Annotated in this window: 20 protein-coding genes and 3 pseudogenes; 4 read left to right on the top strand and 19 right to left on the bottom strand. The window is 41.5% G+C overall.

What is annotated here, in order from left to right; all coding sequences use genetic code 11:
• Positions 1-94 precede the first annotated feature (94 nt).
• From BR63_RS03780 to BR63_RS03760, 5 genes are all read right to left on the bottom strand, one after another.
• Positions 95-1,312 (bottom strand): type II secretion system F family protein, encoded by a 1,218-nt coding sequence (locus BR63_RS03780; RefSeq protein WP_034425538.1) that lies wholly within the window; start codon positions 1,310-1,312, stop codon positions 95-97.
• 221 nt (positions 1,313-1,533) lie between these two features.
• The gene (locus BR63_RS03775) at positions 1,534-2,613 is read right to left on the bottom strand and encodes a type IV pilus twitching motility protein PilT (RefSeq protein ID WP_034425503.1); all 1,080 of its coding nucleotides are present in this window, start codon (positions 2,611-2,613) and stop codon (positions 1,534-1,536) included.
• Between the two features lie 3 nt (positions 2,614-2,616).
• Complete coding sequence (locus BR63_RS03770) at positions 2,617-4,311, bottom strand: GspE/PulE family protein (protein WP_034425501.1); 1,695 nt, start codon at positions 4,309-4,311, stop codon at positions 2,617-2,619.
• A gap of 91 nt (positions 4,312-4,402) precedes the next feature.
• On the bottom strand, positions 4,403-4,975 hold the full coding sequence (locus BR63_RS03765; RefSeq protein WP_276568978.1) for a shikimate kinase: 573 nt from the start codon (positions 4,973-4,975) through the stop codon (positions 4,403-4,405).
• A 14-nt stretch (positions 4,976-4,989) separates the two neighbouring features.
• The gene (locus BR63_RS03760; protein WP_051966231.1) at positions 4,990-5,460 is read right to left on the bottom strand and encodes a MerR family transcriptional regulator; all 471 of its coding nucleotides are present in this window, start codon (positions 5,458-5,460) and stop codon (positions 4,990-4,992) included.
• A gap of 211 nt (positions 5,461-5,671) precedes the next feature.
• Here BR63_RS03760 and BR63_RS03755 point away from each other — a divergent pair, with 211 nt between their 5' ends.
• A complete protein-coding gene (locus BR63_RS03755; RefSeq protein ID WP_153802185.1) occupies positions 5,672-5,815 on the top strand; it encodes a hypothetical protein in 144 nt (47 codons plus the stop codon).
• A 53-nt stretch (positions 5,816-5,868) separates the two neighbouring features.
• Here BR63_RS03755 and BR63_RS03750 read toward each other — a convergent pair whose 3' ends face one another.
• From BR63_RS03750 to BR63_RS03730, 5 genes are all read right to left on the bottom strand, one after another.
• Positions 5,869-6,354, bottom strand: a complete 486-nt coding sequence (locus tag BR63_RS03750; RefSeq protein ID WP_051966230.1) for a YqeG family HAD IIIA-type phosphatase — start codon at positions 6,352-6,354, stop codon at positions 5,869-5,871.
• 242 nt (positions 6,355-6,596) lie between these two features.
• Complete coding sequence (locus BR63_RS03745; protein WP_034425500.1) at positions 6,597-6,833, bottom strand: hypothetical protein; 237 nt, start codon at positions 6,831-6,833, stop codon at positions 6,597-6,599.
• A gap of 124 nt (positions 6,834-6,957) precedes the next feature.
• Positions 6,958-7,170 (bottom strand): sigma-70 family RNA polymerase sigma factor, encoded by a 213-nt coding sequence (locus tag BR63_RS03740; protein WP_081908323.1) that lies wholly within the window; start codon positions 7,168-7,170, stop codon positions 6,958-6,960.
• 223 nt (positions 7,171-7,393) lie between these two features.
• A complete protein-coding gene (locus BR63_RS03735; RefSeq protein WP_034425499.1) occupies positions 7,394-7,831 on the bottom strand; it encodes a putative toxin-antitoxin system toxin component, PIN family in 438 nt (145 codons plus the stop codon).
• Positions 7,822-7,998, bottom strand: coding sequence for a hypothetical protein (locus BR63_RS03730; RefSeq protein WP_153802184.1), 177 nt, complete (start codon positions 7,996-7,998; stop codon positions 7,822-7,824). Before BR63_RS03730 ends, BR63_RS03735 begins: the two co-directional genes overlap by 10 nt.
• Positions 7,999-8,363: 365 nt before the next feature.
• Between BR63_RS03730 and BR63_RS03725 the strand changes: the two are divergent.
• Positions 8,364-9,601, top strand: a pseudogene (locus BR63_RS03725) (IS110 family RNA-guided transposase).
• Positions 9,602-9,818: 217 nt separating this feature from the next.
• Here BR63_RS03725 and BR63_RS03720 read toward each other — a convergent pair.
• From BR63_RS03720 to BR63_RS03710, 3 genes and pseudogenes are all read right to left on the bottom strand, one after another.
• Complete coding sequence (locus BR63_RS03720) at positions 9,819-10,709, bottom strand: DinB/UmuC family translesion DNA polymerase (RefSeq protein ID WP_051966301.1); 891 nt, start codon at positions 10,707-10,709, stop codon at positions 9,819-9,821.
• 34 nt (positions 10,710-10,743) lie between these two features.
• Positions 10,744-11,808: pseudogene (locus BR63_RS03715) on the bottom strand (type I restriction-modification system subunit M); the annotation flags it as partial.
• Between the two features lie 422 nt (positions 11,809-12,230).
• The gene (locus BR63_RS03710) at positions 12,231-15,164 is read right to left on the bottom strand and encodes a dynamin family protein (protein ID WP_034425911.1); all 2,934 of its coding nucleotides are present in this window, start codon (positions 15,162-15,164) and stop codon (positions 12,231-12,233) included.
• Positions 15,165-15,480: 316 nt separating this feature from the next.
• Between BR63_RS03710 and BR63_RS03705 the strand changes: the two genes are divergently transcribed.
• Together BR63_RS03705 and BR63_RS19940 are read left to right on the top strand one after the other, a co-directional pair.
• Positions 15,481-16,041 carry a transposase gene (locus tag BR63_RS03705; protein WP_051966308.1) on the top strand — a complete coding sequence of 187 codons (561 nt, stop codon included), beginning with the start codon at positions 15,481-15,483 and terminating at the stop codon, positions 16,039-16,041.
• Positions 16,042-16,068: 27 nt separating this feature from the next.
• Positions 16,069-16,329, top strand: a pseudogene (locus BR63_RS19940) (transposase); the annotation flags it as partial.
• Positions 16,330-16,719: 390 nt separating this feature from the next.
• Here the strand turns inward: BR63_RS19940 and BR63_RS03695 are convergent.
• The 6 genes from BR63_RS03695 to BR63_RS03670 form a co-directional block, all read right to left on the bottom strand.
• Positions 16,720-16,857 carry an aspartyl-phosphate phosphatase Spo0E family protein gene (locus BR63_RS03695; RefSeq protein WP_420825489.1) on the bottom strand — a complete coding sequence of 46 codons (138 nt, stop codon included), beginning with the start codon at positions 16,855-16,857 and terminating at the stop codon, positions 16,720-16,722.
• A 241-nt stretch (positions 16,858-17,098) separates the two neighbouring features.
• Positions 17,099-17,854, bottom strand: a complete 756-nt coding sequence (locus tag BR63_RS03690) for an NERD domain-containing protein (RefSeq protein WP_034425913.1) — start codon at positions 17,852-17,854, stop codon at positions 17,099-17,101.
• A gap of 129 nt (positions 17,855-17,983) precedes the next feature.
• Positions 17,984-19,117 (bottom strand): transposase, encoded by a 1,134-nt coding sequence (locus tag BR63_RS03685; protein WP_243270061.1) that lies wholly within the window; start codon positions 19,115-19,117, stop codon positions 17,984-17,986.
• Positions 19,072-19,440 (bottom strand): hypothetical protein, encoded by a 369-nt coding sequence (locus tag BR63_RS03680; protein ID WP_207724761.1) that lies wholly within the window; start codon positions 19,438-19,440, stop codon positions 19,072-19,074. The genes BR63_RS03685 and BR63_RS03680 overlap by 46 nt, the downstream gene beginning before the upstream one ends.
• Positions 19,441-19,688: 248 nt before the next feature.
• Positions 19,689-20,513 (bottom strand): Mov34/MPN/PAD-1 family protein, encoded by an 825-nt coding sequence (locus BR63_RS03675; RefSeq protein WP_034424776.1) that lies wholly within the window; start codon positions 20,511-20,513, stop codon positions 19,689-19,691.
• Between the two features lie 46 nt (positions 20,514-20,559).
• Positions 20,560-21,381 carry a metallophosphoesterase family protein gene (locus BR63_RS03670; protein WP_081908276.1) on the bottom strand — a complete coding sequence of 274 codons (822 nt, stop codon included), beginning with the start codon at positions 21,379-21,381 and terminating at the stop codon, positions 20,560-20,562.
• Positions 21,382-21,422 lie beyond the last annotated feature (41 nt).

The following is a 21,422-nucleotide window of genomic DNA, read 5'->3' as shown; positions in this document are numbered from 1 at the left end:
ACAAGATATGTCAAAACTAAATCCTGGTAAAATTTTTATTATATTCTTTATTTATCAATTAATTATTTAGGACTCGATTCTAGAATTGTCATTGTTAACCGATATTGGTAAAGACACTGAACATAGGCATGAGAATAGATACCAAAATAAAGCCGATAAAGCCCCCGAGAAAAACCAGCAGCACAGGCTCCACCAGCTTGGACAACCGCTCGGCCATTTCATCCACTTCCTGTTCATAGTGTCCGCTCACTTTAAGCAGCATCATATCCAGACTGCCCGATTCCTCCCCTACCTGCATCATTTGAATAACCATAGGCGGAAAAAATTTGGAGTTAACCAAAGGCGAAGTTATGCTGCGCCCGTTTTGGACAGCCTGGCGTGCCTTTAGGATTTCAGCGGCCACGATCTCATTGGCTACCACCTTGCTGACAATCTCCAGGGCAGGCAAGACCTGAACGCCTGTCTTTAGCAGGGTTCCCAGGGTCCGGGTAAAGCGGGCCAAAATAATGTTGCGAGAGAATTTACCAAAGCCGGGCACTTTTAAGACCAGGTGATCCAGGAAAAACTTACCCCGGGAAGTGGCAAACCAGTGCCGTAAACCCAATACTACAATCCCCAATAGCAATAAGGCCAGGTACCAGTAGGTATTCAGGAGATGGCTGGCCCCCAGGGCTATCCTGGTAGGGAGTGGTAATTCCACATTCATTCCCTGCAATATATCCACAAACTTAGGCAGTACATAGGTCAGGAGGACCACCACGGCCAAGAGAGCCACACAGGTGATGCCAAGGGGGTAGATCATGGCCGTTTTAATTTTTTCTTTGATCTGGTGTTCCCGGTCAAAGTGCTCGGCCAGGCGCACCAGGACCTCGTCCAGGATGCCTCCCAGCTCACCTGCCCCAATCATGTGGACAAAAACGGGACTGAAGACTGTATCCTGCCGCCCCGCCGCTTCAGCTAAAGTCCTTCCGCTGGATATATCTTTTATCACTTCCTGTAAAGCCTTTTTCAGGCGCCCGTTTGCAGCCTGGTCAGCCAGCTGCTGTAAACCTGTTAAAAGGGGAATACCCGCCTCCTGCATGACTGCCAGCTGGCGGCAGAAGGCCGCCATTTCCCCTTCTTTGATGGGTTTGGTCCGCCGGGTGAGCCACTTCTTAAAATCCAGGGTCACAGGAGCTTTTTCGGTAATGTCCACGATAAAAAGGCCTTCATCCCGCAGAAACGCCGCTACCTGCTGGATTTGGGCCGCTTCCCGCTGACCTTCAATTAACTGCCCCTTCCTGTCCCGGGCTTTATAATAAAATACCGCCATTTGCTTTACCTCAACTTCCTTATATACGACTTCCGCTTTCCGATATCCGACATTAGTGACCAGAGACCGGTGTCCAGTGACCAATAATCGGCACCCAGTACTCGATACGCGGTCTATTCTGCGAACTGCCCACTGCGAACTGCCAACTCGAAATTACGGTTAACTGTTAACGGTTCAAGTCAAAGATTACTACCAACTATCAACTACCAACCAGCAACTAACTAAAATCCCGTTGCATTCACCAGGCGGCTAAAATTTTCCTGGTCATTGGTATACTTAAGCGCCGTTTCCATAGTCACTGCCCCGGAACGCACAAGCTCGCGCAGAGCCATATCCATGGTCTGCATCCCCCAGCGCCCGCCTGTCTGCAGCACAGTCTGAATCTGGTGGGTCTTACCTTCCCGGATTAGGTTACGGACCGCAGGAGTGACAATCATTACCTCCGCCGCTAAAACTCTGCCCATGCCATCGGCCCTGGGCAGGAGCTGCTGGGTTACGACGCCCTGCAGGGTAGCCGCAAGCTGGACCTTGATCTGTTCCTGCTGGCCGGGTGGAAAGACGTCAATAATCCGGTCCACAGACTGGGCGGCACTGTTGGTATGGAGGGTGGCAAAGACCAGGTGGCCTGTCTCCGCGGCAGTAATGGCCGTGGCAATAGTCTCCAGGTCCCGCATTTCACCTACCAGGATAACGTCCGGGTCCTGGCGCAGGCAGGCCCGCAGGGCGCCGGCCAGGGAAAAGGTATCGCTCCCCAGTTCCCTCTGGTCCACTACACTTTTTTGATGTTGGTAAAGATACTCGATGGGGTCTTCAATGGTAATGATATGACAGGCCCGCTCCTGGTTGATTTTGTTAATGAGGGCAGCTAAAGTAGTGGATTTGCCGCTGCCTGTTGGTCCCGTGACCAGTACCAGCCCATTGGTTTTATCGGCCAGACCCACTACAGCCTGGGGAACCCCTAGGCTCTCCAGGGAAGGAATCTGGTAAGGCACAGGCCGCAGGGCCAGGCTCACACAGCCCCGCTGGCGGTATATATTAACCCTGAATCTCCCCACGCCAGGCAGAGAATAAGAAAAATCCAGTTCTCCTTTTTGCTGCCAGGCTTCCATTTGTTCCGAATTCATGAGGATTTCCGCCGCTTTTAGCGTGTCTTCCCTTTTTAAGGGCAGGTTTTCTCCTTCTTCCGGCACCCATCTCTTCAACTGACCATTAATACGAAACATGGGATAAGCGCCTACGGAGAGGTGAATATCTGAAGCCCCAGCTTTAACCGCACTCTTTAATAATTCTATCACATCCATCTGTTATCTCCCTTCTTCCCAGTAGGCCACCCGTAAGACCTCCTGAACAGTGGTGGCGCCTTGCAGTATCTTTTCCACTCCATCCATATAGAGGTCTTCCATTCCCTGGGCCATGGCCAGTTCCTTAATTTTTTCCGCTGAAGTCTTACGCAGTATCAGTTCTTGTATCCCGGCATTAACAACCAGCAGCTCATGGAGCGCCAGCCGTCCTTTATAACCCGTAAAACCACACTGGGCACAACCCCTTCCACGTTTCAACCTTAAAGGCTGTTCATCGGGTATTTTTAAAAACAGGCGTTCCTGGGTCCCGGGGGGAACGTCATATTCTTCCCGGCAGTAAGGACAGTTGCGCCTCACCAGTCTCTGGGCCACAATACCCACAACAGAGGAAGCCACTAAAAATGGCTCTACTTCCATATCCACCAGCCTGGTAACGGCTCCTGCCGCATCATTGGTATGTAATGTACTGAAAACCAGGTGTCCGGTGGTGGCAGCCCGTACGGCAATGCTGGCAGTCTCTTTGTCTCTTATCTCTCCTACCATGATCACGTCGGGGTCCTGGCGTAAGATAGAGCGCAGGCCTGAAGCGAAATCCAGGCCGGCTTTAACGTTGGTCTGTACCTGGATAATTCCCGGTAAAATATATTCTACCGGGTCTTCGATGGTAACGATGTTGCGGCCCACCTGGTTAATCTCGCCCAGGGAGGCATAGAGGGTCGTCGTTTTCCCGCTTCCCGTGGGGCCTGTCAAAAGGATCATCCCATAAGGAGAAGCCAAAACATTTTTGAACTTTTCCAGGAGCTTGGGCCGGAAACCTAATTGTTCTAAGCTTAAGAACTGATTCTCCTTATCTAAGAGACGAATCACTATTTTTTCCCCAAAGATAGAAGGTAAGGATGACACCCGCAAATCAATATTTCTCGTGCCATATTTAATCATAATGCGTCCATCCTGGGGCAAACGCTTTTCCGCAATGTCCATTTCCGCCATAATCTTTAACCGGGATATCATAGGGGGATGAATATTTTTAGAAAGTGTCATGGCTTCCCGCAAAACCCCATCCACCCGCAGTCTTACCCTGAGGTCATGCTCCCGGGGTTCAATGTGAATATCACTGGCCCCTTCTTTGACCGCAGTTTGTAAAATAGTATTAACGGCTTTGATCACCGGAGCGTCATCTGTGCTGGTACTGCCCTGGTCAATATTAAAAAAACTGACTGTTTCCGTCTTGCTGCTCTCATAGGCACTTTTCAGTTCTTCAGGCAGACCATAATAACGCTGAATGGCAAGTTCTATTTCCCTTTCTGTGGCAATGCCCGCTTCCACCTCTAACCCCAAAGCCAGTTCCAGGTCCTGGATGGCTACCAGGTTTAAAGGATCGCTCATGGCCACCAGCACTTTGGCCCCCTGTACTCCCACAGGAAAAACCTTATGTCTCCGTACCAGTGATTCAGGTGTTTTCTCCAGCAACGCTTTATCGGGAGTCAGGCGGTGCAGGTAGAGACGGGGAATCCCTAACTGGAATTCCAGGGTGGTAATGATTTGTTCTTCTGTGGCAATGTTATTTTCTATCAACACTGTTCCCAATCTTTTGCCGCTGCTTCTTTGGATCTCCAGGGCTTTTTGCAATTGTTCCCGGGTTATGACATTGGCTTCCACCAAAAGGTCGCCCAAGCGTTTTCTTTCACGTGGTATCATGGAACCACTCCTTCCCTCCCTTCTTCTTCGACAGCAAACAGCAAATTCCTCTCATCTATTATTTTGGGGAAAAAGAAAAGAGCCTTGCAGCTCAAGTTTTACATTCTTTATCATCCTGTTCTTGGGACTCGTATTTTTCCAGGAAAGCCAGTATTTTTTCAATTACTTCGTGAAAATCCAGGTTAGAGGTATCAATATGAACGTCTGCACATTTATATAATTCTTCCCGCTGTTTCATGAGTTCTACAATGGTTTCGTAAAGATCCCCTTTTTTTAAAAGAGGTCTGTTATTACGCCTTTTCACCCTTTCATAAATAACCTGAGGGTGGGCGGAAAGACAGATGATAATTCCTTTTTCCGCCAGCATCTCGATATTCTCCTTATCCAAAACCATACTTCCGCCGGTGGCAATCACACAGTTTTCTTTTTGGGAAAGCCTTTTAATAGCCAGCTGCTCCTCGGAGCGGAAACGCACTTCTCCATATTTGGCAAACAGCTGGGGAATAGTCATATTTGTTACAGCTTCAACTTCCTGATCTGTATCATAAAACTCCTTATTTAACACCGCGGCCAGTCTTTTACCCACAGCCGTTTTACCGGTACCCATAAAACCCACCAGTACGATATTCGTTTTCATCATCTCACCTGCCTTGTCTTCTGTCAGTCATATGAAAAAAATCATTCTCCTTCTATTTGTTTAACCCTTAACCTGGTACGGAAAAATCCTAAAAGCCCCCTGCTCTGTTCCTCCCACAATTTCTCTTCTATCTCGTTTTTGGCCCGCTTTAAGTTTTGTACTTCACGGGATAACTTATCCGCTTCTTTACGTGCCTCCTGGAGCTCCGAAAGGATGGAAGAAAACATAAAAACAACGGTAGTCTTAAAGTTATGATCCACTCCCAGGGAATCACCCACTGTCCGGTCCAACTCCAAACGGCGCCTGGCCCCCTTTATAGTATACAACTCTGTATGAAGTAATTCACGAATTTTGGTAAACATCTCTATGTTTTCCTGGGTATAACGGTTTCTTTGACCTTTGTCGGCCTTGATCAGCAGGAATTCCGCAAACTCCTTTTCCCAAAAACGTACAGTGCTTTCTTCTACTTGCAAAATTCGTGCAGCTTCTTTAGCTGTCAGCTTTTTTTCCACATTAGAACCCCCCTTGTGAATATTAAGTAACACTTAAAAATAATTCACCTGGCGGGGTTTATTTTCCTTTTTTTGCCATAAACTTTTTAGCAACACTTTGAGACAAATTGCACAAAAATTATAGCTTTTGCAAGCTAATTTCGACAAATGGTACGCATAGTCTAAACTATTTTTTGTTCATACTATATTAAAATGATTAAGGAGGTGTTTTATGACTACGCAAACTACACCCCGGAAAGACTATCAATTTGCCAACCTTAGCGACTCTCAACTGCAAAAATTACGGGAAGTCGAACAAAAGCTTAACACGGAAGCAGGTAAAGAAATCATTGTCCTGGCCTATACTAAAGATTAGTTAGGGAAATGACCATCATTACGCCTAATGATGGTCATTTTTATGTATATACTTTATAGATTGCGTCTCATCACCTTACGTTCCAGAAAGCGCATGAATCTGGTACCGATAAATTCTTTGTTCAGTAAAGGTGGCACTAATATAGTATAACATTTTACCAGGTTACCCCCAAGTATATCGGTAAAAATCTGATCCCCCACCACCACCACTTGAGCACTGGGTAATTGGAGGATCTTTAGTGCAATTTTAAAAGATAAAGGACAAGGTTTTAACGCTGGAGCCAAAAAGGGTAACTGGTAAAAATCAGCTATTTTTTTTGCCCTGCTCCTGGTTGCATTAGATAATAAACACAGGGAAAAGCCTAAATTTAAAGCAGACCTAATAAAGGTATCAGCTTCTGCTGTTATTTCCTCGGTACGCCAGGGAGTAATGGTATTATCCAAATCCAGAATGATACCGCGCTTCCCCATATCCCAGAGTTTTTTCAGATTAATAGAAGCGAGACACCCCGAAATCTCTGCCGGTTGAAAATATCTCATCTTTACCTCCCTTTTAGACACTGTTTTGAAAGACGTTGGTTATTCGTGCGACTTTAATAGTTTAACACAAGTTACAGTTAATACCAAATATTACTGGTAAGGGAAAGAGTTTTTTCCATATTTTTGACTGACAACATTTACTTTTAAAGCTTTTTGTTGTATACTTTTAAGTGAACTTATATCTTTCCTTATTTATATAAATTATTTTAAAAGCTGACCCTGCGGGGTCAGCCTTTTTCTTTCTATTTTTTCATCAATTTATCGTAACGGTTCGTTATTCCACATTGAGGACATTTAACATTAACCTTAACTTTTAGATAAACCCCATCTGCACCATTTAAGAAATCCGTGGTAACAATCTCAGGCACAATAACCCCTTCCTCTGCTGCTTGTGCCTGGACAGGAAACGAAGCGGCCCATACCAGTTTGTCATTACATAGCCTGCAGGCATTTTCCCCGCTGATGACGCTATTTGTCATGTTACCCCCTCCTTTATGTATTAATTTCGGCGGAGGTGAAGGTTTTCCTTCTATAATTTACTATTCTCACCTGCAGTTTTTTTCGACAGCAATAATAGGTGAAAGGAAATAATAGAAAACGGTTCTATGATAGCCCTTTTATCAATTTTTCCAGGGCTCTCTTCTCAATGCGGGAAACATAAGAACGGGAAATTCCCAGCATTTTGGCAATTTCACGTTGTGTTTTACGAATGCCATTTAGCAAGCCAAAGCGCAATTCTAAAACTTTTCTTTCTCTTTTTCCTAAATATTTAATTTGTGCAAGCATTTGTTCAAATTCCACATTATTCTGAACCATTTCTGGAACAATGTCAGGATCTGTACCCAGGACATCGATGAGGGTGATTTCGTTTACATCAATATTTTATCTGTTTAATATATACTATTTACCAGGAAATGTTATAGACCGCCAGGGTTAAAACCCTTGCGGTCTATGACAGAAACTGTAAAAACAAGTGTTCTTAAGAAATTTAGCCGCCTTGACTCCCCATTAAAATGGGAAGGATGCGGCGGCTATGTCCTCAAGTCAAAACACCAATCTTTAAATGCAAAAAACCCTTTTCCCTTAAGAACGTGGCTGGGTCACAAATTCTCACGCTTCTATATATTGCCAATCTTATTAAATCATTCTTATAATCAGATGTGATAAAAGCGTTAGCCTTAGCGCAAACAGCACATTCCATAAACATATTGTCAGAGGGATCTGATGAAATTATTAAATTAAAAGAAGGAGATACCATTTTAGAATTTTCCAGTAATATCCTTAATTGTAATAAATTTTCAGCGCTAAGAAACTCAGGAAATTTCTTTCCTAAGATATAGGCATATTCTTTTCTGATTCCTTCAGAATATACCATTTTAAGAGTCCCATTTGATATTAAATCAAGTATTCTTGCGGCGTGTGGGTCTATACAAAAAAGTCCATTAATAAGGACATTGGTATCAACTACTACTTCCATAACTCTTGACGGGCCTCACATACTCTTTTTCGTACTTCTTCCTTTGTTAAGCCCATGCTCTTTGAATATTTTTTTCCATTCTCCATTAATTTTTCAAGAGCTGTTTTAATTTTAGAGCGAGTAATATGCCCAGCAGCTATCTTCTCAATAGCAATTGCTGTTTTCACTTTGTTATTCCTCCCTCCTGATCTTCTTGTTCTCATTATATAACACCACCAATCTCCGTCAAGAAAAATTCCTCAACATCACTATAATTTTCCTAAAAACCACCCATGCCTAGAAGGCACAACCAATTATGAAAATATGTAGAAGTGATTACAATGGTCTAATTTTCTGCTACATTGGAATTATCAGGGACAAAGGTTGATTGTATTTTGATGGTATAACCTCGACTAAAAACCTAACCTGATTGCCTTTGAGCACGGCCAATTGTCGCCCCTTGTTTTTAAGGACTTGGGAACAGCACGGGTACTAAACTCCATATTTTCTCGGGCAATCATCCCTGAAATCCATTGGAGCAGGAGTGAGTCGTATGCAAGACATTCTGGAAATTTGTTGTGGTCTTGATGTCCACAAGGAAACTGTTGTCGCCTGCTTATTAAAAGGCAATGTTGACGGGGAACCAGTTAAAACCATCCGCACTTTTTCCACCCTTCTTGCTGGACTTGATGAACTAAAAGCCTGGCTGGAAGAGGAAAACTGCCGGAATGTGGCTATGGAAAGTACTGGTGTTTATTGGCAGCCTGTATATAACGTACTGGAAGAAGCCTTTGACGGCAGTATGGTTTTGATTGTTACCAACGCCCGGCACATGAAGAATGTTCCTGGCAAAAAGACCGACATGAAGGACGCTGAATGGATAGCCACTCTCTTGCGTGCCGGATTGTTAGAAGGAAGTTTTATCCCCTCGAAACCTATCCGGGAACTCCGTAATCTGACCCGGTACCGTAAAAGCATCGTCGAGGAAATTACTTCCCAGAAAAATCGGATTGAAAAGCACTTACAAAGCTGCGGCTTTAAGCTGTCAACATTTCTCACCGATATATTCGGCGTATCAGGCCGAGCAATTATAGATCACCTTTGCTGCTACGGGAAGATATCTGCCCGCGAAGTAGAAACATTTGTAAAGGGGCGCGCTAAGAGCAAGCTCCATGAGATCAAACAGGCTGTCAATGGTAAAATGGATGTTCACCAAAGGGAGTTCCTCAAGCTTTTGCTAGGGTGGCTGGATCAGCACTACGAGCATCTTCACCAGGTAGAGCAAAAGCTTGAGGAAAAACTCAAGCAATATCAAAGACAACTGGAGCAACTGGACGGCATCCCGGGGATTGACAAAACCGCCGCTGCTGCAATCTTGGCGGAAATCGGCATTGATATGAGCCGATTCAAAACCGCGGAACATATCTGTTCCTGGGCGGGCTTAAGTCCTGGTAATAATGAAAGTGCAGGAAAAAAAAGTCCACCCGTACCACCCATGGCAACACCTATCTAAAACGAATCCTTTGCGAAATTGCCTGGTGCATCACCCGAATACGCGATAGCTATTTATCGTCTTGGTACTGGAAGATAAAACAACGCCGCGGGGCCAAGAAAGCTCTCATTGCATTAGCCAGAAAGCTCCTCGTGATCATTTACAACTTATTGAAGAAAGATGTTGACTACGACGAGACATCCTTTGAAAAAGCTAAACAAAAACAGGAAAAATTCCGTGTAAAAAGAATTATTGCCGAAGCTAAAAAACTCGGTCTGGAGGTGAGAGAAGTCCAGTAAGCTGTCTAACAGTTATATCCTGAACTTGCATCTGCTAGTTCGTTATTGTCTTTTTTGCCTTACAAGCATATTGATTATTTGATAGGGTTATTTTCGTACTATATATTATGAACAATGACAAAAGATTCCATACAAATAAAACAAATAAATCGAGTGAGGTAAAGCCGAAGTAATTTGCTTCGGCTTTACCTCACTCGATTTATTTGGGATAGTACGATTACAATAAACTGGACATCATCGGATATTCTTCTTCTCCTACTCCACCGCTAAGAGCCGGGATCCTAGAGTGGGCAAATACGGCCCGGGTGATGGCCTGGGGTCCATATTTCGACCTTATATAATCTACAGCATTATCCAGTGCCCGCATTTTTACCGGGTCCTTATGAGAAAACAGAGACAATTGCACATAATTACTAGGTGATAGGTCAGAAACACGAACTCCTAAATGCCGAAGGGGTTCCCCTTTCCACATCTCCTTAAAAAGCTCCTTTGCAGTACAATATATTTCATCTGTGGAATCTGTCGGTGATTGCAGTTTTCGCTGGTGAGAATAGTATCTGAAATTGCTATTTTTGAGCCCGACCGAGACCAGGCTGCAGCAGAAACCAGCCTCCCTCAGACGTGTTGCTACCGTTTCAGTCAATGACAAAAGATACTTATTAGCCGTCTTTATATCCTCAACATCAAAGGGAGTTGTAGTTGAATTGCCTATACCTTTGATGCCAATATGACTATTTCGGACTAATGAGTTTTCTATCCCATTTGCATATTGCCAGATCAACACTCCATGACTTTTGAGTCTCATCTCCAGACTTTTTACATCATATCTGGCTAAGTCGCCAATAGTCCTTATACCTAACATATGCAGCTTAGGTGCAGTGGCCCAGCCAACCATATACAGTTCTTCTACCGGAAGAGGCCACATCTTTTCCGGAATTTCTTCGGGATAAAGAGTATGAACCTTATCGGGTTTTGAAAGCTCCCCGGCCATCTTGGCGAGGAGCTTATTATTTGAAATGCCGATGTTTACGGTAAAACCCAGCTCATCCCGGATACGGTTTTTTATTACATGAGCAGCTTCTACAGGATAGCCAAAAAGCTTCTCCATTCCGGTATAGTCCAGGAAACATTCATCTATTGAAATTGGTTGCCAGCCATGAAAGACTGTGCATAATAAATGCAAGGTCTGCTTTTGATTTAGGTGCAAGCACCCCAGCCGGCGAGAAGCGAGGATCGTTTATCAGAATCGGATCGCTATCGCCTTTCCATTTGATGGAATAGGGGGGATTAGAAACAATGACCTCGAATGGTTCTTCATCCCAGTGCTGAGGGTCAGTCAGTGTGTCGCCCAGAGCTATGTCAAACTTGTCATAATCAATATCGTGCAGGAACATATTAATTCGGCACAGGTTGTAAGTGGTGATATTGATTTCCTGCCCGAAAAAGCCAAGGCGAACATTTTCTTTCCCAAGAATTTTAGCAGACTTCAGCAACAGGGAACCTGATCCGCAGGCAGGGTCATAGACCTTATTAACCTCGGTTTTCCCCACTAATGCAATGCGGGTTAGCAATTCAGATACTTCCTGCGGTGTGAAATACTCACCGCCGCTCTTTCCGGCATTGGAGGCATACATACCCATCAAAAATTCATAGGCATCACCGAAGGCGTCGATTGTATTGTCTTTATAGTCAACAAGCTTCATTTCAGCAATGGCATTCATTATCTTGACCAGCTTTTCATTACGTTTTGCTACTGTGCTGCCGAGTTTGTTGCTATTAACGTCGATATCGTCAAACAGGCCCTTTAAATTATCCTCGCTGTCCGTTCCTTGAGCCGACGCCTCAATATTACTGAAGACACGCTCCAGGGTTTCGTTTAAGTTTTCATCATACTTGGCGCGTGCGCGGACATTCTCAAAAAGTTCACTTGGCAGAATAAAGAAGCCTTTTGTCTTTACCAAATCCTCCCGGGCCAGTTCTGCTTCGCTGTCGGAGAGTTTTGCATAGTCAAAGTCAGTATTTCCCGCTTCGTGCTCTCCAGCGTTAATATAGGCTGTTATATTCTCTGATATGTAGCGATAAAAAAGCATTCCGAGCACATATTGTTTGAAATCCCATCCGTCCACACTGCCTCTTAATTCATTGGCAATATTCCATATCGTGCGGTGCAGTTCCGCGCGTTCTTGTTCTTTTCTGTTGTCAGCCATTTTTGATCCCCTCTCTTGTAAAATATTTTAAATGCGATTACTGTTTCGTGCGTTCAAGTCCAGTGTGGTGTTAATATTTTGACAAAGGTATTTCCTGTTGAAAATTCCACACATTTGCATTATTTTCCTGCAAAAAAGACCGATTAAATAACAAAACATGCTAATCAGAAGAAGATAAAATATCAAGCGTTTTCTCCCCTCGCCCACGGAAACATATCCATTTCCTCCCAAAAGCTCATAAAGCCTTGCTATGCAAGGCTTTATGAGCTGTGTTTTCTTTTGAGCGATACTACGCACTCGATGTGCTTCGGACTGTGAAAAGCAAGCAAAAGAAAACACTGGATATGGATCAAACGCTTAGGGGATAGGTGTGTTCTTTTTGACGCTTACCAGTTTTTATAATCCCGTAAACAGCACCCTAATTAAAATGCAAAATACCATTCCCGTAATTCCTTAATTCTACTGGGATCTTCAGAATACTGTACGATCTCTTCCCTACCGTCCTCATATATAAAAGGATTGTATGAAAGGAAGTTATAACTTCCTTGAAGATAGAATTTGTCATCACAGATAAAAATTTTTGTATGGGTGTTTCCTTTAAAAGTTTTAAACTGGCCAGACTTTTCGAACTTACTAAATTTTTGATGAAGTTTCTCCGCAACTTTGTCAGTTATTTTGCTTCTATCTTTTCCTCCTGAGTTCCCCGAATAACCATGAATGCCATAGTGTATCTTAACGATAACACCTCTCTCCATGGCTTTCTCCATGAGTTTTTCTACTTCTTTATCGAGCGCATAACTCGTGATCCAAGCACAGGCAATGTCTATTTCTGTTTTGGCAATCTTAAGGCCTTCTATCATCTTATGACGGATATCTTCGTTCCTATAAAAACGAACATTGTTAATACTAACAATTTGTTTAAAAAGATCATATATTGTCTCACGAATAACTTCCTTAATCTGTTGAACACTAATGTTTTTCTTTACTTCCAATTTTTCTGCTAAAATTCGTTCAACCTCATTAAGGATTAGTTTTGAATTAGCTGCTGTATCTATGGAACCTTCCAATAATTTTTTAATTTCTTTAATGTCAAATGTATCCTGGTGTTTCTGAGCAATCGCATTGAGAAGGTTCAGTTGCACATAATAGATATCACTCCCACCCCAGGGGAGTTCGGCGAAAAAATCGCGAATTTCCCTATACCTCTCAACATAAATTTTCAGTTCCTCTTCGTCATTGGCGTTAATAATGTGTTCCATGTTTTCAAGTTCTTCATCATACTTTTGAATCACACTTTGGGTTACATTATTAAGTGCTTGTACAGTTTCATCCCATAGTTGCTTTATTTTCTCCTGATACTGCTCCAACACTTTCTCTATTATGAAAGTCTCGTGTACCTGCTTTGCTAATCTGCTTTCCCATTTTTCGCCGAATATTTTTTTGAATAATAGAAAAGTTCCTACGCTAAGTGCAATCGCAATTGTGACCGGTCCTCCTATTGCTGCCACAAAAGAACTGGCAGCAGCCGTACCACCCACTGAGATACCCAATGCTGAAAGTATACTTACCCCTTTGGCTACCAGGATATATCCTCCCAGACTACCAAAAGATGCAGCGCTAAGACTAAGTGCTCCAAGCACCCCAGCTCCAGCCAGGCCACCTACCCATGCGCCTTTTACATCAAATGGGATTTCTATCCTGCCTACGTCTGTTTTGTCCCATTCATCCATGCTAGCCTCTAAATCAGCAATTGCCTTTTCCACTTGTACCTGGAATTCTAAGACTGATACTTTCACCAACTCTGATGTTTTGGCCAAATAAAGGTCCGCTACATTTGAAGCGATATATTCCTGTGCCTTTTTCTTATCATATTGCTTGTCCCTGATTATCCGTTCAATGAATTTTGGGGTCACTACTTCAGTTTCCCATCTTTTTAAGTCTTCACAATCGGTCTTACGGAAATGATTGGCAAGATTTACCAACCGTTCATTCTGTTCGTTTACTTTTTTTACGAATGAATTCCTGTTGTCCTTTTTGATCCGGTACTCAGCAATTACCCGACTTCTATCCTCCAGCATTGATTCATATTTTTTGATTTGTTGCCCGAGTTCTTTTTTGGTTTTTGCCTTGAACTCAGCAATTCCTTTATCCATTACCTGAGTACGGTACTTAGGCATGACCTCACTAAGTATATGTATTAATTCTCTTTCAAACTCCTGTCGCAGCAGAGAGTTTTCGATGGAATAGGAGAAGAATCGCTTCTCCAGGTAATTAACAAATGTGCTTTTGTCCATCTCGAACTGTTTTCTGATTACCTCATCAGACAACTGCTCATATAAGGCGTCTTTCCCTCTTTGGAATATTGCAAGGAGATTTTTTTCTCCCACAATATGCGCTTGGGTAGCAACAATTAGAAGGTTTGACAATGGTTGTGCATCCTCATTAAGTCGAATAGTAGGTAGGTTATGGATCACATCTTTTAGGAAAATAATATCATTATTCTTGTTAAAAAACCCATTGGCCTGACAACAGAAGACAACTATATCAGCTTTTTCCCTAGCTCTTTGGGCCTGTAAGTCTTCAGCATAACTTTCTGTACCAAAACCTGGCAAATCGATAATGTCACAACTTCTTAACACTTCTGAATCCAAAAAAACAACCGCAGAGTCAACGGATTTACTTTTTGAACTCTTGTTTCGGTTACAGTAATCGTTTAATATTGACAAATCTCCCCCCGCCAACTTCAGAGACTTACAGTAATCATAATCATTAAAACGTCTGAAGTCCCATCCATTGTCCTGGTTTTCTGCTTTAAAAATCCACACGACATCATTGTTCATCCATGAAGGTTTATCATCAATATGTTTTAACAGTACTGTTGCTGCTGTAGTAGGTGTCCACTGAGTTAGCAGGGCATCAAGCCCCGTAATGGCATTAATAAGGGTGCTTTTCCCTGCATCACTAGGACCAAGAAAAGCAACTACTGGTTTTGCAATGGCTTGATCTATAAAACGATATAGTTCTTCTATGCGGCCGACCTCAGCTTTAGTATATTCATCTGCTTTATAGTCTTCTATCGCAGGCTTCACATAACTATCTAACAAACGTTTGCGCAATCGCACTTCTCTGTATACATCATTCATCTGCATCTTTTTGATTTTTGGCGAGTCATATTCCAAAATAGTATTTGGATCTATCTCAACAATCTTACAATATTTGGTTAAAAACCTAACAGGGGGCTCGAATTTGCCTTCTTCTATTTCTCGATATTCTTCTTCAGTCATATCAAGACGGGCGGCTATTTCCTTACAGCTGATTCCACGTTTTTCCCGGAATATTTTGAAATTCGTAGCCATGTATTTTTATCCCCTCCATCAAAGCCAAGCTATTCTGTAAACTTAAATGAATATTGAGAACCTATTATCCTCTCCGGGGGCCACTCGGAAAGTTCTCCCTATAATTTTTTATCAATTGTCAGACTTAGGTACTAGTCATTTAATCTTAGATTCGTAAAGTAAACTTGAATAATCTGGTTTAAATCCATATCCCATAAGGGTTTTAAGACAATATTTTTTGTAAAAATTTTAGCAAAAAAGAAGAACACACCTATGTTTTGCGGAATTAGTAAGTGCCTAAAACAAACCATCCGAAAGCAAAGGGAGTGCCCTCTAAATGAGGTTACCACTTACTGGTGAAGTTTTTCAAGATACAATTTTAACAAGACAACAGAAGCGTAAATTGGAGCGCATGCAAAAGAAAGAAGAATCAAAACTCAAAAAAGTGCTGAAGAAATTTTCTCTACCGGTTTCATTTGACAATAATACTGTAACTGCTTACGGCCCATTCGGTTATTTTGAGGCATTTAAGAAATCTATTGGCCTGACTCAAATAATTAATAGCACCCTTAATGTGAAAAGGCATCACAACTGTTATTACAGTACTTCAGAATTAATAGATTTTTTTATAGACAGTATTTCTGTAGGACTTTTTCGTTTTTATCACATGGACGGGCTTCAATCCGACCCAGGGTACAAAATGCTTAAGAATTTTCGTGGCGGTAAGGTTCCGGATGAAAGTACGGTGCGATACCTGCTTTCCCAATTAACTGACGAAAACATTTTAGAACTGCAAAAAATCAATCAATCCCTTTTGTCCTTGAAGGCATCTATGGAAAAACCCAGGGAAGTCTGGCTGGATTTAGATGATACTGTGATCACGGTTTTTGGCAGCTAGGAGGGAAGTGTCGTAGGCTACAATCCCCGTTATCACGGGAGACCTTCATACAAGGTAAAAGTTGGTTTCATTTCCGAAACAGGGGAACTGCTTAACCTGGGTATATATAACGGAAAAACAGCCAGCAATGGTTGCTTCTTAAAATTCTTAAAACAGAGCCTGGCGATGCTTCCCCAACGTTTTGTTGCCCATGGAGTACGGATGGATAAAGGTTTCTTTGATGAAAAGAACTTTAATTATCTTGAAGATCAATGCCTCCAATATGCATTGAGATTGATTTTGGATTAAAAGAAAACAGTTAAGTAAAGTGTAGTAAACTTTCTAAAGGCTATACTTTTAGGAGCAAATGTTAATCATTTCCTTTGCTAACTGTCACCAAAATATAAATTTGACGACAAAACTCCACATTTCTATCACCATTTGTGTAGCCTATCCAATTTTTCATCCTACACTAGGCATGTAGCTTAATTTAAAAACCCGCAAATTGTTGGTATTCCTGAGTTTAAGAAACTTTTTGTTAAAAAATCCTAAAATGGAAAAAACCTTGTCGGTGAAATGCTATGTCTGCGACCACACTTACCGAAAAGAGAGTCCTGCCACTATGGTAACATATTTCTCTACGGCCCGTGCAGTTTTAAACATGTCTGAGCTACAAGAATTAAATCCCAATTTATTTATTCAGCCCTGCTTTCCCGAATACTTATTTAACAATCGGTCCAGGCGTTGACTTAATCTTACCACCTCAGGATCCGTGAGATACTTATTTTTTGCTAGCTCATTAAGTTGTTGACGCAACTTTTCGATAACATAAAGCAACTTATTTCTCCTATATTCCAAAGCAATTCTACTTCCTTCTTAGCTAACAAATTAATTCACATACAAAATTTTACTTAAATCGCTAAGCTGTATCTATAGGAAATTTTGTCGGATACTCTCGAAAAGTTTTGACATACTCCCACGAATGAATTCGTGGGAGTATGTCAATGCATTTAAAATTCAAAAACTTGCACTCCTTTTCAATTGCTCTTTGATATTATAGGTTGTTAAAAATGTAAATCTACACTGTAAATCTACACTTAGGATAACTACTACAACCTTTGAATTCACCGTACTTACCTTTTTTAACAACTAATTTACTTCCACATTTGGGACAAACATTCTCGTCAATCTTTATTTCTTTTTCTTCTTTCCTTTTATGAATCGCTTGAACGTGCTGCTTTCTTACTTCTTTAGTGTTATTATTTAGTTCCATAATTTTTGAATATATAAGGTCTTTATCATAATCACTTATTAATATTGTCTCGTACTTCTTGATTGTCTTTAATAGATTCACTGAGTAAACAACCTCTGAGTTTGTCTTTACCTTCAAATCTGCATTTATTGAAAATACAACTATGGGTATATACGGAATGTCCGGATACTCCACAAGGTGTTGTTTAAGAGCTTGGACATGTCCATAATTTTGTCTCACTGGGTTATAGAGTTTTTCCTTTCTTTTAAATATGACCTGAGTCCAATAATCACTATAATCGTCACCATATATTAACCCTTTATAATTCTTTGTTTCAATCACAAATATCCCATAATTAGATACCACAACATGATCTATTTGTGAGGTTTTCCCTTCTACACATAAAACGACATCATTAATTACTTTATACTTGTTGGAATCTAACATAGCAAGAATAGCTGAAATAGCCTTCTCTCCCATATATCCTTTAATCCTCGGCTTAAATATGGAATAAAGACCCACTAATAAAACTAATAGCCAGAGATACCAGAATGTTGTAATCATTTTAAGTATACTTTCCATATTCATGCTCCTTTTCCATTCAAAGTGATTTCAGCTAACGGTTCTGCTTACTGATGGTCCCTGAGCCTAAATCAAACTCCGTATAGAACAAGGTTTAAGTCAAAAAAACTGGCAATTAAATAACAGTAGTTATGCAGTTTCAGGATAATTTTCCCAATCCCATAACCTAAGCTCCAAAGAATGTGGCCAGAATTTATCAATAAGCCTTGAAAAACGCTGGGTTGCCGTGTCAAAATAGACTTGGATCAACTGCTCGCAACAGCGGATCCGACAACCGGCGTTGAAGAAGTACCTTATCACTTCGCAGAGGGAGGGGGCTTGTTCGGCGCCTTCTTTATTGCACTCCCAAGAGGCATAACAAAGAAGGGTCTTCGCTGTAAACAAGAGCTCCACATGTGCGAAATGAGCTGTTTCAGACTGAGCATAGCAAGATGTTAAACCAAGATTCTGTTTAGCGGTGCGGTAAAAAACTTCTATTCTCCATCGTTTAGCATAGGCAGTTGCAGCTTCTTCCGGCGTATCTACGCGATTGCTTATCAGGAGATACGCATCCTTGAAGGTTGCCGGGCATTCTTCCTCCGGAAGAACTATGCTGCCCTCGACAGCCTGCTTCTCATAAGTGGCTGCAATGGCAGCTATGGGTAAAAAACGTTGTCTAGTAATGGGTTTTCCCTTGCGTGTTAAGGTCTCATAGGGCATTTTGATGTAAATGTCCGGAATACTGAGAACCGATTCTTTGCCAAGGACTCGAAGCTGGGAATAAACTTCTCGCAGCAGTTGCTTCGGATTAAGTTTAATGCAGCGTTCCTTTCCTAGTACCGGGTCGTAGATTTTCTTGAATAGCGCCGTGTTACGTTTGGCTTTGGTAACCCAGTCAAAATTTTGACCCGTCAGCCAGTTCAGGAACTTTTTACACAAAAACCAGCGATCCATGGCTATCCACAGTCTGGCCTTGTTCAGCTGACGCACCTCTGCGAGCATCTGTTTAGCAAGATCAAGCTTGGTTTGTTTTTCATTCTCCTGACCGGTTTTAACCCAGAAGCGCCACAGCATGGGATATTCGAGCCCATTCTTTAAGACAGCCAGGGTCGACACAAGATTAATGCACCATACATTGCACTTATCCGAACTGTCAAAGAGCCAACAGAGAAAAGGGATTTTTTTACCGTGAGGATGCTCAATTTTGGTATCGTCTAAGGCAATGATATCGCCGTCGGTCAGCCTGCTATCCGTGTTTTCTTGTAACCTGGCAAATCTGCCCAAAGAGAACCGGAGCCACTGAAAGGGCTTGGAGAGAAACCGGCTGAAGGCACTTTGAGAGATGATTTGCCCGGAAAGCAGTTGTTGTAAAAATGGAGCTTCCGTTGAAAACTTAGCATTTTGATTTGCAGAACTTGAATGATTAACAAGGCCGCAGATGTAGGCAAAAGCCAGGAGCCACGCTGGAATTCCGGAGTGTTTGCGTATTCCGGACTGGGAAAACAGCAGAGAAGGTCAAACAAATCCCAAATTGTCTTGAGTACCGGGATTCCGGCACCTTGACCGTGATCTTTTTTCTCGAAAGTTGGTTTACACAGTTTCTTCATCAACATCACCCATATCGCTAGAGTGATGGTAGAAAATACCATCCAAAGCGATTATGGGGGCTTTTCGAAAAAGTCAAGCCTTTTTTGTCGAAAATTAGGATCTTTTTTAAAATATTCTTTGAGTTATTATTTTCTATTTATTTCCACCAACTGCATAACTCCTGTAATTAATTGTATTCTTTTTAGGACGGGATTGGGGCTTGTCCCCTCCTCATACTTAAGCGAATCTTAAAAAATTAAACTTCCCATTACCCCTTTAGTCCTTTAATTCTATTTATATGGTATAGTAAATTTTGCTTTGCTCTTTCCATATTGTTATTATCTTGTGTGCCAAGTACTCTAAAATCATACTCGATCTTCCGAAGCCCATAAGTCATCTCTGGCATTAAATTTTCAATATCTATATCATTCTTAATTAATTCAATCAGCATCTCCGCCTCTGATGAGATTAGATTTATCTCTCGAAGACAATTAGCCTCGTATTTGTAGGCCCTCATTTCAAACTTATATTTTTTGAACCTACCCTCGATATAAGCGGATTCACCTTCAATTAACTCCTCACGAGGGCAATCATGGTCTCCTGCCTTTTTTTCGTAGTGGTATTCTTTTCTTTTACTACGTAAACATTCGATGGACAGTTGTTTTTCGAATAATGAACTTCTTGAAATTGCGATGATAATCATATAAGGTAGTTTTAAACTTTTTGCATATAAAACATCCATGTTACTAGGTCCGGCCCAACCATTAAAGCTCAAAGTATTTGGGTGACTATGATAGTCACCGTAACATTTTGAGGTAGATAATAAATGTTTTGCATTCTTAATAGCCTCATCCACTTTGGGGTTATTTTTTATTTCATCGTCTTTTCTATATGCTACATTCCCAACAGGGAAAATATAATCACACTCAAAAATACCTTTTTGAATATTACCAAATAAAAGACCATGCGACTCAGCTTTATGTCTTTTTGACTCCTGAGGATAAAACTGAATAGCGTCTAGAAGTATTGTTGTGAAGCTGTTTTGAATTAACATTAACGTATCCGGATAGTTATTGTGTTGTTGATCGGCCATATCATTACACCTCGTATAACCTCGTATACAAAATATCCCAAAATAATCACATTGAAAAATTGTTAACTACATGGGAGCCAATCAATTTCCAAGTGTATTCCCCAACTGTAACCGGACCATATCTAGTATTAATCTCTTCTGCTGTACGCATATGGGCTGCTTTAACCTTGAACTCGGGCGGACATTCAAGTCTCCTAAATCTTAAATTGACTTGACCTTTATCAATTTCACAAATGACTACTCCCCTAGCAACTAACTCGTTTTCATATATGTTATATGGAGCACCAACATAAGTAGCGAGTATTTTATTTCCTTGTTTCAAGAATCTGGTGTTATGATCATGGCCTAATAACACCAGATCTGCCTTCCAATGAGCAATATCATGCGTACTCACACTGATTCCAGCATTTCGTTGTTTGTCAAGTTGAAGTTCTCTAACAGCTAAATGCCCACAAATGATGTTAAACCCACTCTTCTTATCCTCATTCCAGTCAGCTAAATCTAAGCCTTTTTTATGGTCATAGGCGTAAACTGTTATGTCATCAGATATCTTTCTTGCCATGGATTCATTAAAAAATGTGATTTGGGGTGAGTTAAGATTAATTCCTAAATCATGGTTTCCGGGAAAGATATAGATATGGGTTTCTTTAAGTTGGCTGAACTTATCTAAACAAATCTCCTTAATATTTGAACTAATATCATCTGAGTCAAACAGATCTCCTAGTATAAACAGACAATCAACCTGTTCTTCCTTGGCGGTATGTACAATATTATCCAGTATTTTGGTATCTCCTGTTATTAACATATCTGGGTTGAGTCTTCTACGTTTACGTCCCAAATGGAGATCTCCAGTACACAGAATTCTCAAATCAACACCCCAATTCGATCAAAATTCTTCCTCCTAACACA

Source organism: Thermanaerosceptrum fracticalcis (assembly GCF_000746025.2).
Lineage (GTDB): Bacteria > Bacillota > Peptococcia > DRI-13 > DRI-13 > Thermanaerosceptrum > Thermanaerosceptrum fracticalcis.
The sequence above is the reverse complement of the archived record's forward strand: the minus strand, read 5'-3'. Positions and strand labels throughout refer to the sequence as shown.

What these genes read in the sequence shown, in the direction of transcription:
- BR63_RS03780 (WP_034425538.1), bottom strand. Translation starts at nt 1,312, where the DNA reads ATGGCGGTATTTTATTATAAAGCCCGGGACAGGAAGGGGCAGTTAATT.
- BR63_RS03775 (WP_034425503.1), bottom strand. Translation starts at nt 2,613, where the DNA reads ATGGATGTGATAGAATTATTAAAGAGTGCGGTTAAAGCTGGGGCTTCA.
- BR63_RS03770 (WP_034425501.1), bottom strand. Translation starts at nt 4,311, where the DNA reads ATGATACCACGTGAAAGAAAACGCTTGGGCGACCTTTTGGTGGAAGCC.
- BR63_RS03755 (WP_153802185.1), top strand. Translation starts at nt 5,672, where the DNA reads ATGACTACGCAAACTACACCCCGGAAAGACTATCAATTTGCCAACCTT.
- BR63_RS03750 (WP_051966230.1), bottom strand. Translation starts at nt 6,354, where the DNA reads ATGAGATATTTTCAACCGGCAGAGATTTCGGGGTGTCTCGCTTCTATT.
- BR63_RS03745 (WP_034425500.1), bottom strand. Translation starts at nt 6,833, where the DNA reads ATGACAAATAGCGTCATCAGCGGGGAAAATGCCTGCAGGCTATGTAAT.
- BR63_RS03740 (WP_081908323.1), bottom strand. Translation starts at nt 7,170, where the DNA reads ATGGTTCAGAATAATGTGGAATTTGAACAAATGCTTGCACAAATTAAA.
- BR63_RS03735 (WP_034425499.1), bottom strand. Translation starts at nt 7,831, where the DNA reads ATGGAAGTAGTAGTTGATACCAATGTCCTTATTAATGGACTTTTTTGT.
- BR63_RS03720 (WP_051966301.1), bottom strand. Translation starts at nt 10,709, where the DNA reads ATGGAGAAGCTTTTTGGCTATCCTGTAGAAGCTGCTCATGTAATAAAA.
- BR63_RS03710 (WP_034425911.1), bottom strand. Translation starts at nt 15,164, where the DNA reads ATGGCTACGAATTTCAAAATATTCCGGGAAAAACGTGGAATCAGCTGT.
- BR63_RS03705 (WP_051966308.1), top strand. Translation starts at nt 15,481, where the DNA reads ATGAGGTTACCACTTACTGGTGAAGTTTTTCAAGATACAATTTTAACA.
- BR63_RS03690 (WP_034425913.1), bottom strand. Translation starts at nt 17,854, where the DNA reads ATGGAAAGTATACTTAAAATGATTACAACATTCTGGTATCTCTGGCTA.
- BR63_RS03680 (WP_207724761.1), bottom strand. Translation starts at nt 19,440, where the DNA reads ATGAAGAAACTGTGTAAACCAACTTTCGAGAAAAAAGATCACGGTCAA.
- BR63_RS03675 (WP_034424776.1), bottom strand. Translation starts at nt 20,513, where the DNA reads ATGGCCGATCAACAACACAATAACTATCCGGATACGTTAATGTTAATT.